Annotated in this window: 15 protein-coding genes; 5 read left to right on the top strand and 10 right to left on the bottom strand. The window is 64.7% G+C overall.

Annotation, left to right across the window (positions count from 1 at the left end):
- Positions 1-2: 2 nt before the first annotated feature.
- Positions 3-602 (bottom strand): GNAT family N-acetyltransferase, encoded by a 600-nt coding sequence (locus tag EAH75_RS12455; protein WP_140648817.1) that lies wholly within the window; start codon positions 600-602, stop codon positions 3-5.
- 23 nt (positions 603-625) lie between these two features.
- Positions 626-832: a YdcH family protein gene (locus EAH75_RS12450; protein WP_140648819.1), complete on the bottom strand. Its 207-nt coding sequence runs from the start codon at positions 830-832 to the stop codon at positions 626-628.
- A 110-nt stretch (positions 833-942) separates the two neighbouring features.
- Between EAH75_RS12450 and ttcA the strand changes: the two genes are divergently transcribed.
- From ttcA to EAH75_RS12430, 4 genes are all read left to right on the top strand, one after another.
- Positions 943-1,806, top strand: coding sequence for a tRNA 2-thiocytidine(32) synthetase TtcA (ttcA, locus tag EAH75_RS12445; protein WP_140648821.1), 864 nt, complete (start codon positions 943-945; stop codon positions 1,804-1,806).
- Between the two features lie 34 nt (positions 1,807-1,840).
- Positions 1,841-3,043, top strand: coding sequence for an aromatic amino acid transaminase (locus tag EAH75_RS12440; RefSeq protein WP_140648824.1), 1,203 nt, complete (start codon positions 1,841-1,843; stop codon positions 3,041-3,043).
- Positions 3,044-3,139: 96 nt separating this feature from the next.
- Positions 3,140-4,057 carry a recombination-associated protein RdgC gene (locus EAH75_RS12435; RefSeq protein ID WP_140648827.1) on the top strand — a complete coding sequence of 306 codons (918 nt, stop codon included), beginning with the start codon at positions 3,140-3,142 and terminating at the stop codon, positions 4,055-4,057.
- Positions 4,058-4,175: 118 nt separating this feature from the next.
- A complete protein-coding gene (locus EAH75_RS12430) occupies positions 4,176-4,946 on the top strand; it encodes a M48 family metallopeptidase (RefSeq protein ID WP_140649643.1) in 771 nt (256 codons plus the stop codon).
- 48 nt (positions 4,947-4,994) lie between these two features.
- Here EAH75_RS12430 and EAH75_RS12425 read toward each other — a convergent pair whose 3' ends face one another.
- The 6 genes from EAH75_RS12425 to EAH75_RS12400 form a co-directional block, all read right to left on the bottom strand.
- Positions 4,995-5,582 (bottom strand): sterol desaturase family protein, encoded by a 588-nt coding sequence (locus EAH75_RS12425; protein ID WP_140648830.1) that lies wholly within the window; start codon positions 5,580-5,582, stop codon positions 4,995-4,997.
- Between the two features lie 163 nt (positions 5,583-5,745).
- Complete coding sequence (locus EAH75_RS12420) at positions 5,746-6,690, bottom strand: alpha/beta fold hydrolase (protein WP_140649645.1); 945 nt, start codon at positions 6,688-6,690, stop codon at positions 5,746-5,748.
- A 144-nt stretch (positions 6,691-6,834) separates the two neighbouring features.
- Positions 6,835-8,691: a M1 family metallopeptidase gene (locus tag EAH75_RS12415; protein ID WP_140648833.1), complete on the bottom strand. Its 1,857-nt coding sequence runs from the start codon at positions 8,689-8,691 to the stop codon at positions 6,835-6,837.
- A gap of 72 nt (positions 8,692-8,763) precedes the next feature.
- Positions 8,764-9,405, bottom strand: coding sequence for a glutathione S-transferase family protein (locus EAH75_RS12410; protein ID WP_140648837.1), 642 nt, complete (start codon positions 9,403-9,405; stop codon positions 8,764-8,766).
- Positions 9,406-9,518: 113 nt separating this feature from the next.
- Entirely contained in the window at positions 9,519-9,995 is a 477-nt protein-coding gene (locus tag EAH75_RS12405) for a DUF2269 family protein (RefSeq protein WP_140648840.1), read from the bottom strand.
- Entirely contained in the window at positions 9,992-11,284 is a 1,293-nt protein-coding gene (locus tag EAH75_RS12400; RefSeq protein ID WP_140805603.1) for an SDR family oxidoreductase, read from the bottom strand. Before EAH75_RS12400 ends, EAH75_RS12405 begins: the two co-directional genes overlap by 4 nt.
- Positions 11,285-11,523: 239 nt before the next feature.
- On the opposite strand from EAH75_RS12400, the gene EAH75_RS12395 reads away from it, so the two are divergent.
- Positions 11,524-13,746 carry a hypothetical protein gene (locus EAH75_RS12395; RefSeq protein ID WP_140805601.1) on the top strand — a complete coding sequence of 741 codons (2,223 nt, stop codon included), beginning with the start codon at positions 11,524-11,526 and terminating at the stop codon, positions 13,744-13,746.
- Between the two features lie 15 nt (positions 13,747-13,761).
- Here EAH75_RS12395 and pip read toward each other — a convergent pair whose 3' ends face one another.
- Positions 13,762-14,715 (bottom strand): prolyl aminopeptidase, encoded by a 954-nt coding sequence (gene pip / locus EAH75_RS12390; RefSeq protein ID WP_140805599.1) that lies wholly within the window; start codon positions 14,713-14,715, stop codon positions 13,762-13,764.
- Positions 14,716-14,741: 26 nt separating this feature from the next.
- Positions 14,742-16,448: an acid phosphatase gene (gene acpA / locus EAH75_RS12385; protein ID WP_140648849.1), complete on the bottom strand. Its 1,707-nt coding sequence runs from the start codon at positions 16,446-16,448 to the stop codon at positions 14,742-14,744.
- Positions 16,449-16,613 lie beyond the last annotated feature (165 nt).

The following is a 16,613-nucleotide window of genomic DNA, read 5'->3' as shown; positions in this document are numbered from 1 at the left end:
GCTCAGCGTGCGGCGAGCCGGCTCAGGCGCATGTCCAGCCAGCTGCCCACATGGGGCCATTCGTCCGCCACGATGCTGAAGCAGACGGTGTTGCGCAGGCTGCCGTCGGTGCGCCGCTTGTGGGCACGCAGCACGCCTTCGCGCTGGGCGCCAAGGCGCTCGATGGCACGTTGCGAATCCTCGTTCTGCTCATCGGTGTGAAAGGCCACCGCCACGCATTGGAGGGTCTCGAAGGCGTGTTCCAGCAACAGGCGCTTGCAGGCGGTATTGAGGTGACTTTTCTGCCAGCGTTTGGCGTACCAGGTGTAGCCGATGGCAAGGCGCGGCAGTTCGGCATCGATCTCGTAGTAGCGGGTGCTGCCGACGATTTCTCCACTGCCGGCTTCGCGCACGGCGAATGGCAGCATGTTCCCGGCAGCCTGGCCTTGCAGCGCCTTTTCGACGTAGTCGCGGGCGTGGCCCGGAGGTGGCACGCTGGTGACCGTGAGGTTCCACAGCTCGCCATCAGCGGCGGCCGCCTCAAGCGCCGGCACATGCTCCAGGCATAACGGCTCCAGCGCGACGTAGTCGTCGTGCAGGCGGATCGGAGTGAACGGGTTCATCGAACGTCCGGGGTAGCGTGGGATCAAGCATCGAGGTCGGGGATCAACTTGCTCTCGAGCCGGGCGATATTGTCCTTCAGCAGCAGCTTGCGTTTCTTCAGCCGCGTCAGCTGCAGCTCGTCGCGACCGATCACGCTGGTCAGCTGCATGATCACCGCATCGAGGTCGCGATGCTCCATCCGCAGCTCGGCCAGAAGATGGACGATTTCGGCGTGATCCTGAACCTGCATGATGATAACGACGGCTTGGGGCGGTTCTTCTAGTCTAACGCCGTTTGCCGGTTCGAAAGCCGGGCGGCCGGGCCGCTACAATGGAGGTTCCTTCTGCCCGATCGACGGTCATGTCCGCCCAGCCTGAACTTACCCGTACGCCAGCTGCCGAGGCCGCCAAACTGGCCCGGCGCCTGCGTCGCCAGGTCGGCCAGGCGATCGGCGATTTCGGCATGATCGAGGATGGCGACAAGGTGATGGTGTGCCTGTCCGGTGGCAAGGATTCCTACACCCTGCTGGACATGCTGCTGCAGTTGCAGGCGAAGGCGCCGGTGCGCTTCGAGCTGATCGCGGTGAACCTGGATCAGAAGCAGCCGGATTTCCCCGAACATGTATTGCCCGATTACCTGACCGCTCGCGGCGTGCCATTCCACATCATCGAGCAGGACACCTACAGCACGGTGACGCGGGTGATCCCGGCCGGCAAGACCATGTGCAGCCTGTGCTCGCGGTTGCGCCGCGGCGCGCTGTACAGCTGGGCGGCGATCAACGGCATCACCAAGATCGCACTCGGCCATCATCGCGACGACATCCTCGCCACGTTCTTCCTCAACATGTTCTATCAGGCGCAGCTGAAGGCGATGCCGCCGAAGCTGCGTTCGGACGATGGCCGCCACGTGGTGATCCGGCCGCTGGCGTATTGCCGCGAAAGCGACATCGCCGCCTACGCCATGAATGAGGATTTTCCGATCATCCCGTGCAACCTGTGCGGCTCGCAGGACAACCTGCAACGCAAGGCGGTACGGCGCATGCTGGCTGAATGGGAACAACTGCAGCCCGGCCGTGGCGAGAACATCTTTCGCGCGCTGGGCCATGTGTCACCCTCGCAACTGGCCGATCGCCAGCTGTTCGATTTCACACTGGGCGCGCAAGCTGCCGTGTCGCCCGCATGGCTGGCCGACGCAGCGGATGAGACCGCGGCCGCGCAAGCTTGAACATTCCGTCCCCATCACCTGTCGAGTAACCGCCGTGTCCTTCTTTGCATCCGTTGAAATGGCCCCGGGCGATCCGATCCTGGGCCTGACCGAGACCTATCTGGCCGATTCCCGCCCGGGCAAGATCAACCTGGGTGTAGGCATCTACATCGACGAGCAGGGCCGGATCCCGTTGCTGCCGTCGGTGTGCGAAGTGGAGCAGGCACTGGCCGCGGCAGCGAAACCGCGCGGCTACCTGCCGATCGATGGCATGCCGGCGTACAACCAGCTCACCCAGCAGCTGGTATTTGGTGCCGGCTCGTCGCTGCTGGCGGCTGGCCGGGTCGCCACCGCACAGACTGTTGGCGGTAGCGGCGCGCTGCGGGTGGCGGCGGACCTGCTGAAGCAAGTCGCCGGGGCGGGTGCGAAAATCGCGATCAGCAACCCCAGCTGGGGCAACCACCACGTGGTGTTCCGCACCGCCGGTTTCGAGCTGCTGGAATATCGCTACTACGACCCGGCCAGCCATGGCCTGGATTTCGCCGGCATGCTGGAGGACCTGGGCAAGCTGGAGCCGGGTACCGTGGTGCTGTTGCATGCGTGCTGCCACAACCCGACCGGCGTCGACCTGGACACGGCGCAGTGGCAGCAGCTGATCGCGCTGCTGCAGGAGCGCCGGCTGCTGCCGTTCGTCGACATGGCCTACCAGGGCTTCGCCCAGGGCGCCGACGTCGATGCCACCGGGGTGCGTCTGCTGGCGGCATCGGGGATCGAGGCATTCGTGGTTGCCAACTCGTATTCCAAATCGTTCTCGCTGTACGGCGAGCGCGTCGGCGCGTTGTCGATGGTTGGTGCCGATCGTGACGAGGCGGCGCGGCTGTTGTCGAAGATCAAGCAGACCATTCGCGCGAACTATTCCAGCCCCTCCACACACGGCGCCAGCCTGGTCGCCGGCGTACTCGGCAGCACCGAGTTGCGCGCGCGCTGGGAGCAGGAGCTGGGCGAGATGCGTTCGCGCATCCATGCGATGCGCGCGGGTTTTGTCGACAAGCTGGCCGCACTCGGCGCGCCGAACTTCGGCTTCATCAACAAGCAGGCCGGCATGTTTTCCTATTCCGGCCTGAGCAAGGCGCAGGTTCACCGCCTGCGCGACGAGTACGCGATCTACGCGCTCGACAGCGGCCGCATCTGTGTGGCCGCACTCAACCGCAGCAACCTCGATATCGTGGCCGCCGCGGTGGCGGCCGTCAGCGGCTGATCGCGGCAGACCAGTCATCACGCGGTCATTCCGGCTTGCGCCGGAGTGACCATCAAGCAAACCCCGCCTTCGGGCCGCACCTCATCCGGATATTGAATGTTCTTTCGCAATCTCACGTTGTTCCGCTTTTCCCCCACCGTGGCCACCGATCTGAACCGTCTCGACGAAGCGCTGGCCGAACACCGGCTGCGGCCGTGCGGACCACTGGAAATGTTCACCAAGGGTTTCGTGCCGCCGGTCGGGCGTGGCGAGGCCGAGCCGCTCACGCATGCGGTGAAGCAATGCACGCTGATGACCGTCGGTGGTGAGGACAAGCTGCTGCCGGCGGCGGTGATCAATGACGAGCTGCATCGCAAGGTGCAGAAGATCGCCGAGGAAGAAGGCCGCAAGGTCGGCGGCCGCGAGCGCAAGCGGATCAAGGAGGATCTGCTGACCGAGTTGCTGCCGCGCGCGTTCGTGCGCAATTCGCGCATGTCCGCCTATGTCGACAAGAAAAACGGCTGGCTGGTGCTGGATACCTCCAGCCGCAAGTCGGCCGAGAACGCGCTGACCCAGATCCGCGAGGCGCTGGGCAGTTTCCCGGCGGTGCCGCTGGCGCCGGAGGAAGGCCCGCGCGTGCTGATGACCGACTGGTTGGCCACCGGCAACCTGCCGGCCGGGTTGACCCTGGGCGACGAGTGCGAACTGCGCGATCCGGCCACCGCCACCGGCGCGATCGCCCGCTGCCGCCGGCAGGATCTGGATGCCGAGGAGGTGAAGGAGCATCTGCGCAACGGCAAGCAGGTGTTCCTGCTGGGGCTGACCTTCGACGACCGCATCAGCTTCGTGCTGGGCGAGGACCTGATCATCCGCAAGCTGAAGTTCCTGGACGTGGTGATGGACGAGCTGGGCGACAGCCAGCAGGACGCCCAGGCCGAGCTGGACGCCAGCTTCGCCCTGCTCACGCTGGAACTGGAGCGCCTGCTGGGCAAGCTGGAGGAGTGGTTCGGTCTGCCTCGTCCGGCCGATAGCTGAACGAAAAATCCATTCCCGTTTCACCAGTCAGCGCGCCATACTGAGAGTCCGGCCGCTCGCAAGCGGTGCGGATTTCCCCGTGTCACGAAACTACGGCGAGGTGCCAACCGGCAGCATCATGGCGCAGCATCTGGAAGGCGATTGGCTGGAACTGGCGACGGTAGGCGGCAGCATCATTCGGGTGCTGAAGGCCGCTCATCCGCGCGCGCGCCGGCTGCGCCTAACAGTCACGCCCAAGGGCGCGCGGGTGACCTATCCCAACGGCACGCATCCGGCCCAAGTCAGCGCCTTCTTGCGTAGCCATGCCGACTGGTTGGAGCAGAAGCTCGACGAGCTGAACCTGATCGTGAAGCCGCTGCCGCCGCTGCGCGTGGGCTATCCGTGCACGTTCCCGTTGCGCGGCGAGCTGGCCGAGCTGGACTGGGCCGAAGGCGCCTACCCGAAGATCGAATCGCATGAGACCGGGGTGACCCTGGTGATCCCGCGCCCGCATACACGCGCGCTGCCGATTGCCCGCGGCCTGCTCGCCTCACATCTGGAAGCGCTGATCCGCCGCGACGTCTCGCGCTGGCTGGCCAGCTACGTGCCGCAGCTCGGGCTGGCGCCAACCGCGCTGAAGATCCGGCCGATGAAGAGCCTGTGGGGCAGCCTCGACACCCGTGACCGCATAAACCTCGATCTGGCGCTGGCACTGGCACCACCGGCGGCGTTGCGCTACGTGCTGGTGCATGAGCTGTGTCATCTCAAGGTACGCAACCATTCGCCGCGATTCTGGGCGCAGGTGGAGCACCTGTTTCCGGACTGGCGCGAACAACGCAACTGGCTGCGCCAGCACGGCGCCATCCTGAAGTCGGAACTCGATCGCCTGATCGATGACGTTGCCGATTGATCGCGACCCGCATGAGGGCGTCGGTACCCGGGCTTATCCGGGCTTCGGTCAGCTTTTTCGGGCTTGCCGCACGTAACGCGTGCCCAGCAGCACGTCCCACAGCGGTGTGGTGAGGCCGAAATTGCTGTCCGGGTGATAGTGGTGCACATGGTGGGCACCAGCCCAGCGGCGCAACCACGGATGCTTGAAGCGGACGTGATGGATGATGAAGTGGCTCAGCCCGTAAATGATGTAGCCGAAGGTGATCGCACCGGCCATCAGCAGGGCGAAACCGGTGGGCATGAGCAGCATGAACACGCCGGCCAGGGTAAGCAGTACCACCGCGGGCAGGAAGAACGGCAGCGAGTCGTAGCCGAGCGGCTGCTCGTGATGCGTGCGATGACCCTGTTCGAACAGCGGAACCCGCGTGTGGAACATCCAGCGATGAAAGAAATACTCGATGAAGCTGAAGGCGAACAGGCCCAGTCCGATGGCCAGCAGCGCGGTCAACGGGCCGCCGGAGTGCAGTCGCCAGCCTTCGACAACCAGCAGCAGGCCCAGCGTGGTATCCACGCCGAGTTCGGCCCAGTAGTTGGTGCGCGTGCTCGACATCCGCACGATCGCATCCACGCCTGAGCGTACAAAGCTTTGCTTCATCGGTTGCTGCATCGTTCCGTTTTCATGCAAGGAATCACCCCGAACCGCGGGAGAATGCTGCCATTCTCCCATGTTGTCACCCGCAATTCACAATGATGTGCTTGGGACGGCTGACTCGCACATGACCGGATCGGCGCGGATGGGGCGACCTGGCGACCGCAATTCAGTGTGACAGGGCGAATCCGCTGAGGATCTGCGCGGTCTGCTCGGGTTTTTCCAGCATCGGCATGTGGTTGCAGCCGTTGATCATGCTGGTGCTGATTGCGCTGGCGGCGCTCAGCCCGTTGCGCAGGCTGTCCAGCGCGGAAATGTCGACGATCCTGTCGTCATGACACCACAGGCCCAGCACCGGCATGCTCAGCTGGCCGAGCCGGTTCTGCACGGCAAGATACTGCGATGGCTCGCGCAGCTCGCGGAGAGTGCGCTCGATGAAGGCGTGATCCTGCTGGTTGCGCCTGACCAGCACGTCGACGAAATGACCGGGAAGATCCAGCGGCTTTTCGAACGCCAGGGCGGTGGCGCGGGCAAAACCGGCGCGATCATCGAACACGAACGGGTTCTTGCCGGCCTGCGTCGCGCGATCGAACGCGTTCGGTGTGGCCTTCAGGCCGAAGCTGTCGACCAGTGCCAGTTCGGCAACGTGTTCGGGATGTTCGCTGGCGTAGACGCCGGCGATCGCCCCGCCCATCGCGTGGCCGACCAGCATGAAACGCTGCAGGCGCAAGGCCTGCACGAACGCATCCAGCCGCGCGGCCTGGGCGTCGATGTTGTAGCTGGCGCCCGCGTCGCGCGAGGACTCACCCCAGCCGGGCAGATCCGGAATGATCAGGTGGAAATGCGGCGTGAGCAGCTTGGCCGTTTGCGTCCAGACCTTCTTGTCCGCGGCAAAGCCGTGCAGCAACACGATGGTCGGCCCTTGGCCGCCCTCGTAGTAGATCCAGTGGGTATCGCCGGCCTGGACCGCATGCGTTTCCAGGTGTGCGGCCATCGCTTCGCGCTTGAAGTTCGCCTGCATCAGCCATTGCGGCGCAAACAGGTAGCTGCCGCCCAGCACGATCACCAGCAGCGCGATCAGCCATGCCAGGAATTTCAGCCGGCGGAACAGCATGCGCTTCCAGAGTGGGGTGGTGGAGTTGATTGCTTGAGGCATGGTGGTTTTTGCCGATGACCGGGAAGGGAACGGGGGATGCAGGGAATCTCGCATCCGTTCACCCCTGGATTTGATCCGGGGGCGAACGGATGAAAGAGCTGATCAGTTTTTCTTGCTCTTCGCCTTGGCGATGATGCCTTCCACCGCCTGCTGGGTCATCGGGTGATAACCCGATCGAGCCTTGGCATAGACCTGCTCGGCATAGGCCAGACCCTCCGGCGTCTTCGCGAACGCCTTGTACAGCGGCGTGGTCAGGTAGAGCCGGCCGATCCGGGTCATGTGTTCGGCGGCGGCCGTCCAGACGTCTTTATCACCGCCAGCGATCGCGTGGCTGTACCAGCGCATGCCGATCTCGGCGTTTGGCGTGCCGGTGAGGTGCCAGGCGGCATCGAGCTGCTGCAATTTGTCCAGCGGAGCCACGTCGGGCAAGCGATCAAGGAAATACATCCATTCCTGCGTGTTCCAGCCTTTGGCGTCGAGTTTGGCGGCAGCCAGTTTGCCCGCGAGGAAATCGTTGCGCTGCTGGTCGATCGCGTTGAAGCGCGGCGAGTCGGGTAATGGCGCGTCCTCCGGGATGCCCTTGCCGTAGACCCAGGCCTTGACCTCCTCCATGCTCATCTTGCCTGGATATTTCTCGATCAGGTTCGGCTTCATGTAGTCGAGCATCCGCTCGGTGGTGATGCTCTGGAACGCGAAATGGTGGAAGTAGCTCTTCAGGTACGCGTCGAAATCGTCGCGGCCGAAGCGCAGCTCCAGCGTGCGCAGGAACCACGAGCCCTTGTCGTAGGCCACGTCGGACAGCGAGTCATCGGCGCCCACGCCGCGCGGATCTGGCGCCAGCTTCTGCGAGTTGACCGGCATCGCGCCGATGCTTTTCTGCAGCGCGCGGGCCGACAGCAGCGCCTCCTCGTCGGCCAGCGGCTTGCCGTATACCGCTTCGGTGATGCGGCCCTGCACGTAGGTGGTGAAGCCTTCGTTGAGCCAGATGTCGCGCCACGCGGCGCTGGTCACCAGGTTGCCCGACCACGAATGCGCCAGCTCATGCGAGACGAGCGAGACCAGGCTCTTGTCGCCGACCAGCACGGTCGGCGTGGCGAACGTCATGTTCGGGTTCTCCATGCCGCCGTACGGGAACGACGGCGGCAGCACCAGGATGTCGTAGCGGCCCCACGCGTACGGGCCGTACAGCTGCTCGGTGGTGGCGATCAGCTTCTCGGTGTCCTCGAATTCATGCGCGGCCTTGTCGACCACCGACGGCTCCGCATAGACGGCCGAACGCGGGCCGGTTTCCTTCACCGCGATGTCGCCGGCACTGATCGCCAGCAGGTAGGACGGAATCGGATGCGGCTGGTCGAACGTGAAGTCGCCATCCAGCGGGTGCTTCGCGTCGTTGATCGCGCTCATCACCACGCGCACCTCCTTCGGCGCGCTGACGTGCGCGTCGTAGGTGAAGCGGATCGCCGGTGAATCCTGCAGCGGCACCCACGAGCGCGCATGGATCGATTCGGACTGCGAAAACATGAACGGCAGTTTCTTGTCGGCGGTCTGCGCCGGCGTCAGCCACTGCAGGCCGGATGCTTCGGGCGAGGTGGTGTAGACGATGCGCACCTGCGCCGGACGCCTCGGCGTGGCGATGGTCAGCTTGCTGCCGAGCTGCTTGTCGCGCGGCGCCAATGCGTATTTCAGCGGCGTGGTCTTGCCGTCGGCGCCGAGTGCCTCGACCTTTGCGATATTCAGGTCACGCGTGTCCAGTACCAGCGACTGCGCCTGGGGGTTCTTCCAGTCCAGCTTCAGCGTGGCCAGGCCATCGAGCTGCTTGTGCGGAAAGTCGATCCTGAGATCGAGATCCAGATGAGTCACCCGAACCTGGTCGGGCTGTGCGTAGGAATTCGGGTCGTTGGCGTAGACGGCCAGCGGCAACATCAGCATGCCGAAGGCGAGGGCGGGGAGCAGACGCATGGGGAACTCTCGGGCCGGAAAACGCCGAGTATGCCATCGCCGTCGCTATCACCGCCCGTGACGAAAGCCGGGTCAAGGCAACTCCCGCGTCGAATACGGATCGATCGAGTACGGATGCGCGATGGCGAGAAAGCCCGGCTGCGCCTCGACCCGTGCGATCCACGCGCGAAAGTGCGGGCACATCTCCAGCGACAGGCCGGCTTCCTCCGCGCGGCTGGCATAGGCGAAGATCGCCATGTCGGCGATGGTGTAGCGGTCGCCGGCAATGAACGGCCGTGTCGCCAATTCGCTATCGAGAATGCCCAGCGATCGCACGGCGCCGCGGCGCTTGGCCTCGATCATCTCCGGCGAGCGACGCGCCAGCTTGCCGGTCATCGTCCAGTGGCGCAGCGAGCCGATCACCGATTCCACCCGCTCCTGCTCGAAATGCAGCCATTGCTGCACCTTGGCGCGGTCGAACGGATCTCTCGGCAGATACGGCGTGCCGTCGGCGAGATACGCGAGGATCGCATTCGACTCGGCCAGCACGCGGCCATCGTCCAGCTGGATCGCCGGCACCGTGCCGGTCGGATTGATGCGCCGGAATTCCGCAGTCTGGCCTTCGCCTTCGAAGATGCTGATCGGCACCGTGTGATACGGCCGGCCAAGATGATTCAACAGCAGACGCACCTTCCATGCGTTCTGCGATGGCAGGTAGTCGAACAATGTCAGCATGGCCAGCATTCCTGTGAGTGGGAGATGCCAATACTGGCTGTGACCGACTATGCGCAATATCCGTTTCTTGCGGACGATCTGAGGCGGCTATCAACTGGCCATGCGGCCGGCACTCAGCTCCACAGCGGCGGTTTGGCCACCATCAGCCAGAAGATCGCGATCACTGCGAGAAATGCCGGCCACCCCAGCGCGAACCAGATCTGCATGCAACGATGGTAGGCCGATGGCAGCGGCGTGCCTTCACGCAAGGCAGTACCGGCGAGCTTGCACGCACGCCATTGCAGCCATACCACGGGCAGCCAGCATGTGCCGGCAAGCGCGTATAACGCGATGCTGGCCTGCAACCAGTGCGCATGCAGATCGAAGCCCATCAGCCGCATTAGCAGAAAACCCGACAGCGGCTGCACGATCACCGCCGGCGTGGTGAACAGGAAATCCGCCCGGACAGTCAACCGCGCCGCCGTTGCGATTGCGGCAACCTGGCCGGTGCGATGGGTGAACCACATGAAGAACGCGGTGCCCAGTCCAGTGCCGAACAGCAGCGTGGAAGAGAGGATGTGTACGGTCTTCAACAGGGCGTAGGTGTTCATCGACGCTCGTCCGTGGCCAGCAGGATAGCGAGCGCCGCGATCAGCGGCAGGTTCTTCAAAAGGCCGCCGAACGGATCGAGCCAATGTGCCGGCCACAGGATGCCTATGCCCAGCGTGTAGCCGAGCAGCATCAGCAACATCAAGGTCAGTACCAGGCGTGGGCGCCAGCGCGACAGGCACAACACGCCAAGCAGCAGATCGGCCGTGCCGGTAAGTCGAGCCAGCATGAACGATGCATTGGCAGAGAGGGGGGTGTCGGCAGCCAATGCCATCACAGCAGTACGCGACGCCAGCCATCCGACCACGCCGGAGCCGACCCACAGCAATGCGATCAGCACGCGCAGCGCGGGAAGCCAGAAATACAACCGCGCGTGCCAGCGATCCTGCACATGACTCGGTGTTTCATCGAGTGCGCGCAGCAACGGTCGTGGCGTCAGTCCGAGAGATTGGTGCAAGCGCATCGCCGCATCGGGCGCACCGACATTGCCGCGTTCGAGCATGCGCGTCATGGTCTGTCCCATGGGACCGTTGCCAAGGCGCTCGCCGATCACGCTGGCCATGCGTACCAGCGTGGCGGGAACAGTCAGTGTGCGGGCGGGGCCGAAGCCAAGCCAGCGCCGCCAAGCGAACAGATAGTCGCGCAAAGTCATTACTTCGGGCCCAATCAGTTCGATCACTTCGCGAGCGCACTGTGATCGTGCCAGCGCAGCCACAACCGCTGCGCCGACATCCTCCGCTTCGATCGGTTGTACTTGTTGTTCGCCGCGACCCGGCAGCGGCACGAAACCGGGTAACGCCGCCAATCCACGTAACAGGGACGTACCGCCGTAGGAGCCACGTGCGCTGTAGACCAGCGAAGGACGCAGCACCAGCCAGTCCAGATCGAGTGCGGCCAGCGCCTCGTCGCAACAATGTTTGGATGCGATGAACTCGCCATCGATGGCATTGCCAAGTGCGGAAATCTGGATTACCCGCTGCACACCCATCTGCTGGCTGGCATGGAAAAGTGCGAGCGGCGCCTGCTCATGTACCGCCGCGAACGTGTCGGCACCGCGTTCGCGCAGGATCCCCGCGCAATTGACCACGGCCTGGATGCCATCGAGACGGCTTGTCCAATCTGCGCTGTGGATATCGCGTGCCATGTCGCAGGCAATCGCACGCAGTCCGGGAAAACGTGAGTCGATACGCGCGTCGCGTACGACGCAGATCACTTCGTGATCGGCTGCACTCAGCGCCGCGACGATATGCGCACCGATGAAGCCGTAGGCTCCGGTAACCAGCACACGCATGGATGGACCCCTATGGCCAACGATGTGGTTTGACGCTGCCGGAGATGCGAGTCGACGAAATTCGCAATCGACATGGGCCTGGGACTCCAGCATTTGCCCAAGACGACCGCATTCGAGTATGCCATCGCGCGTGCGGATGGGTGCAGCGCTCATCTCCTTGGCCAGTGATTGGTGGTTCCCAACTCATCTTTCCAGTACGACGCGCGCAAGCTCCACCGAGCCATCACGCAGATATCGCCATGCTGGACCGTCCATGCCGCGAACCGAAGCTGATGCGCACATTGCCTGCACCCATGCGTCGACTGCTGTGGCTGTTGGGTGTGCTGTATGCGTGCTACCTGATCGGCGGCAATATTTTTTTGAATAGCCCGCTGGCTCCGGCCGAGGTCAATCGCAAGCCGGAAATTTTTCAAGCGCAATGGGCCTGGGCGTGGACGCTGTGGCCGGGGCAGATCCATGCGCATGATCTGCGGTTGCATGGTCACGCGCGACAATTGCTGTGGAGCGCTCAGGGCGATGTGGCGAGCGGCCGGATCATGCTGTGGCCGCTGCTTCGGCGCGAACTGCGTTTCGGGCCGGTCCGCACCACGGCGGTGAGCCTCGATATCCAACCGACCAGCATCGACCTCAAGCCGCCACCGTGGCGGAGCGATGCCTGGCGCATCACGGTCGATCGCATCAGCACGGTGTCATTGCGGCAGGTGCGCCTGGGTGATCTGGTCGCCGATGGTGGTGGCGAGGCCGAGCTTGGCTTCACCCATCAGTTGCGCGGCGGTTCGACGGCCATTTTCCCCTCGCGCGTCTTGATGCCGAAGGTGCGTCTGCGCTACCGGCAGCTGGAGTTGCTGCACGACGCCAGGCTCGATGTCCATTTTGCGTTCGATCCTTTCATCCACGAGCAGCTGCCGGGTTGGCAGAAACTCGAGCGGGCGAAGATTCATGCCGTCGTGGAAGGCGCCACGCCGTCGATCGCGCTGGGTGCCGACAAGGCTGGCGCGCTGGCGGTCAGGCTGTCGCCGCTGGATGGTCATCTCAGCGCGGACTTCCTGCTGGATCACGGCACGCTGGCGCCGGGCGGACACCTGCAATGGAACGCGCCGGTGGCGATCACCGATGCCGATGGAACCCAGCAACAACGTCGCGGCCAGCTCGATCTTGCCGTGCAGGCCGATGCCGTGATGATCGATGCGCGGATTCCACCACCCACGGGCGCCGGCAGCGCCATGGCAGCGAACCAGCTGGAGGCGCACCTGCAGTTCGCCAGCCGGCAGCTGTTGCCGCGCCCTTCGTCTGGCGAGGTGTTGCGGCTGCTTTCCGGCACCGTCGAAGGCCGCTGGCATTTCGCCTCGCTGAACTGGCTTGCGCCGTTGACGATGTCCAAGCCCTGGCTGCAACTGGATGGTGCGGGCGATATCGTCGGCGCCCTGCAGATCGATGCCGGACGGCTGGCGCCCGGCACGCATGTCGACGTGCCGCAGGTGGCCCTGGTGGCGAACATCCTTGACAACGTGTTCGCCGGCAGCGCGCAGGCACAGGCGCGCGTCGTGGCGGGTGCAGGCGGCACGCGGCTGCTGGCGGATCTTGCGATGGAGCGTTTCACGCTGGCGCCACGCGCCGCGGCAGGCCAGGCCTATCTGCGCGGCCATGCGCTGCAGGTGAACCTGCAGTCGTCCGACGACCTGGCCAGGTTCCGCCAGGCGTTCACGGCCAGGCTGCACTTCGCCGACGCGGACATTCCCGACCTGCGCGCCTACAACCGCTATCTGCCCGGCAAGAGTCTGTATTTCCTGCAGGGTGCCGGTCGGATGTCCACCGACTTCAGCATCGATGGCAAGGGCGATGTGAGTGCTGGCCACATGCAGATGAGCAGCGCGGCCGCACGACTTGCACTGGGTGTGTCGCGCCTCGCCGGCAAGCTCACGATGGATACGCGAATCGACCGCGCCAGACGCGCCGGCCACGCCTTCGATCTGGAGAACTTCACGCTGGATCTGGATGGCGTGCGCATGGAGGGTTCCCATGCGCCGCCGTGGTGGGCAAAGATCACCTTGCAGCATGGACGTCTGGATTGGGATCGCCCCATGCGCGTACGCGGCAGCGCCACGCTGGTGATGAAGGATGTCAGTTTGCTGCTTTCGCTGTTCGCCGATCGCAGTGCGTTTCCCAAATGGATCGCCAACGTGATCAACGACGGCCGCGCCACTGCGCACGCCGAGGTCGAGGCGCAGCGTGGTGATTTCATTCTCGACCATCTGGTAGCGAGCAACCGGCGCGTCGATCTGTTTGCGCATCTGCATGTGAGCGAGGGCAAACCAAGTGGCGATCTCTACGCGCGCTGGGGCGTGCTGGGTCTGGGCGTGGCGCTGGCCGATGGCAAGCGCCACTTCCACCTGTTGCATGCCCAACGCTGGTACCAGGCGCAGCCGGATCTGATTCCGGCTGAAGCCACCTCGACGCGTTGAGCCGGACGCGTCTGGTTAAACGTATCGATCGGCCAGCCGGTCGGTGGCCTGCACCAGTTGATCGACGATCGCCGGGTCGGCCGCGCTGTGGCCGGCCAGCACCACGTGCAGATCCGCCTGCGGCCATGCCTGGCTCAGGTCCCACGCGCTGCGCACCGGGCAGATGATGTCGTAGCGGCCATGCACGATGGTGGCGGGGATATGCCGGATACGATCGATGTCGCGCAGCAGCTGGTCGGGTTCGAGAAAGATCGCGTGGCGGAAATAATGCGCTTCCATCACCGCCAGGCTGACCGCCTTGTGCGGGTCCTCGAAATCGCCACCAGCATCGGGATCGTGCAATAGCGTGGTGCTGCCACCTTCCCATGCACTCCATGCCTTCGCGGCGGCAAGGCGCACCGTTTCGTCGTTGCTGGTCAGGCGGCGCCAGTAGGCATCCAGCATCGAGTCGCGTTCCTCGATCGGGATGAAATCGAGAAAGTGCGCCCAGCGCTCGGGAAAGATCTGCGAGGCGCCGCCGTCGATCTCGTTGAACCAGCGCAGCTCCGGCGGCCGCCCCAGAAAGATGCCGCGCAGCACCAGCGCGAGCACGCGTTCGGGATGGGTCTGTGCATACGCCAGTGCCAGGGTCGAACCCCATGAGCCGCCGAACACCACCCAGCGTTCGATGCCGAGCTGATCGCGGATCGTCTCGATGTCGGCGACCAGGTGCCAGGTGGTGTTGTCGGTGAGTTCGGCGAACGGGGTGGACTTGCCGGCACCGCGCTGGTCGAACAGCACGATGCGGTAACGCGCCGGGTCGAAGAAGCGTCGATGGTAGGTGGCCAGACCCGCACCGGGGCCGCCGTGCAGGAACACCACCGGCAGGCCGTCGGGGTTGCCGCATTCCTCCACATGCAGCGTGTGCAGCGGATCGACCGCAAGGCGGTGGGTCTGGTACGGCTCGATGTCGGGGTACATCTGGCGCATGGGAAGGGTGTCCGTAAAGTCGGTGGTCAGCTGGCCTCGAATTGCAGGGCGGCGGTGAGGTCGCCCGGCGGCGGTCCGCCGGCGGCGATCATGGCGGCATCGCGCAGCTTGAGTCCGGGCAGCTGCTTCAGGCCGAAGCGGCGGGTGATGAAACGCAGGATCGAGCCGGTGTCGTAGATGGTGTGGTCGACAAAGCCCTTCTTCGCGAACGGCGACACGATCAGCGCGGGGATGCGCGAACCCGGCCCCCAGCGATCGCCCTTGGGCGGCGCCACGTGGTCCCACCAGCCACCGTTCTCGTCTACCGTGATCACCACCAGCATGTGCGGCCACTGCGGACTCTTCTGCAGCGCCTCGACGACCTGCGCCAGATGCTCGTCGCCCGAAGCCACGCTGGAATAGCCGGCGTGCATGTTGAGGTCGCCCTGCGGCTTGTAGAACGTTACCGGCGGCAGCGTGCCGGCCTCGATCGCGGCGATGAAGTGGTTGCTGTCGGCACGGCTGCCGACGCCGCCATCGCGCAGGTGCTGCTGCCGTGCCGGCGTGCCCGGTGCGAACTGGCGGAAGTAGTTGAACGGTTGGTGATGGATCTGGAAATTCGGCACTTCCGGAAACACGTGGTGATCACCGTCGCCATGGCCGTCCAGCGCAAGCTGCCAGCCACCGGCGTACCAGGCCCAGTCGACACCGGCCTGCGACAGCGCGTCGCCGATGGTCTGATGCGCCTGCGGCGGCAGCGTGGTCGGACTGGTGACGTCGGCGCGCAACGGATCGTGCTTGTCGTGGGTGAACGCCGGTGCATAGGCCGGGCCCATCGTGTTGACCGCCCAGAAGTCGGGTGTGAGCGCGTCGGGCGCGGCAAATTTCGAGCGGCCCTGCATCGCGCTGGCCGGGGAGTCGTCAGCCAGCTTCGGACGGATGCCGGTGGGGTCGTCGCCCTCCACCACGGCGATCTGAAATTTCGCCGGGCCCTGATCAGCGTTCGGATAGAACGGCGGCTGCGCCGCAGCGAGGTAATGATGGTTGAGGAACGAGCCGCCGAAGGCGCCCATGAAGAAGTTGTCGCACAAGGTGTATTGCTGCGCGAGCTGCCACAGGCGCAGGTTCGTGGCGCCGTCGGCGTAGTGGCCCATCACCATCGCGCCGGTGTTGCCCCAGGCGACGAAGCCGTCGTTGCGGCCACCGTTGATCTGCAGCTGGTTTTCGTAGAAGCGATGCACCAGGTCGCGGGTGACCACGCCGTGCGGCAGCGGCGCACCATCCGGCGTGTGCAACGCAAAGGGCCGGTTCGGCAGGCCGCTGATGGCATGTTCGTCGATCTGGTAATGCCGGCCATCGACGGTTTGCGCATGCGGTGCCAGGCCGCCCCAGATCGGTGGCAGCGTGGTGAGCACGGTGCCGTCGCGATCGCGCTGCAGGTACTTCGGCGAGTGCAGATCTTCCAGCGGCTGGGCGAGTCCCGGGAATTGCGCAAACAGATTGTTGAAGCTGCGGTTCTCGGCGTACAGCACGACCACCTGCTGGATGTGCTGGCGCAGCAGGGCATCGAGCACCGCGGCAGGCAGCTCCTGTGTGCCGGCCGTGGTCGCGCGGCTGCCATCGAGTGGTGTGCAGGCGCCCAGGGTGAGTGCCGCACCGGCCATCGCCATGCCGCCGAGAAGGCGGCGGCGTTCCGGATTGAGCGGCGCATCGGTGGATGGCGCGGTTGGCTTGTCGGTGGGTTGGTCAGTCATCGGAATCGATCAAAATGGGGAAGGGTATTGAGCCTGCCGTTCGAAGGTGTGCGGGCTCTTCATCGCGGAGCGAAGGGCACGTCGCGACCCGCTCCAGCACGATCGCATCGAGGCCGATGATAGGCCCGAATGAAAACCGGACTCCAGCCGCCGCGGTGGCCGGCG

The organism is Rhodanobacter glycinis, from assembly GCF_006438785.1.
GTDB classification, from domain to species: Bacteria; Pseudomonadota; Gammaproteobacteria; order Xanthomonadales; family Rhodanobacteraceae; genus Rhodanobacter; species Rhodanobacter glycinis_A.
The sequence above is the reverse complement of the archived record's forward strand: the minus strand, read 5'-3'. Positions and strand labels throughout refer to the sequence as shown.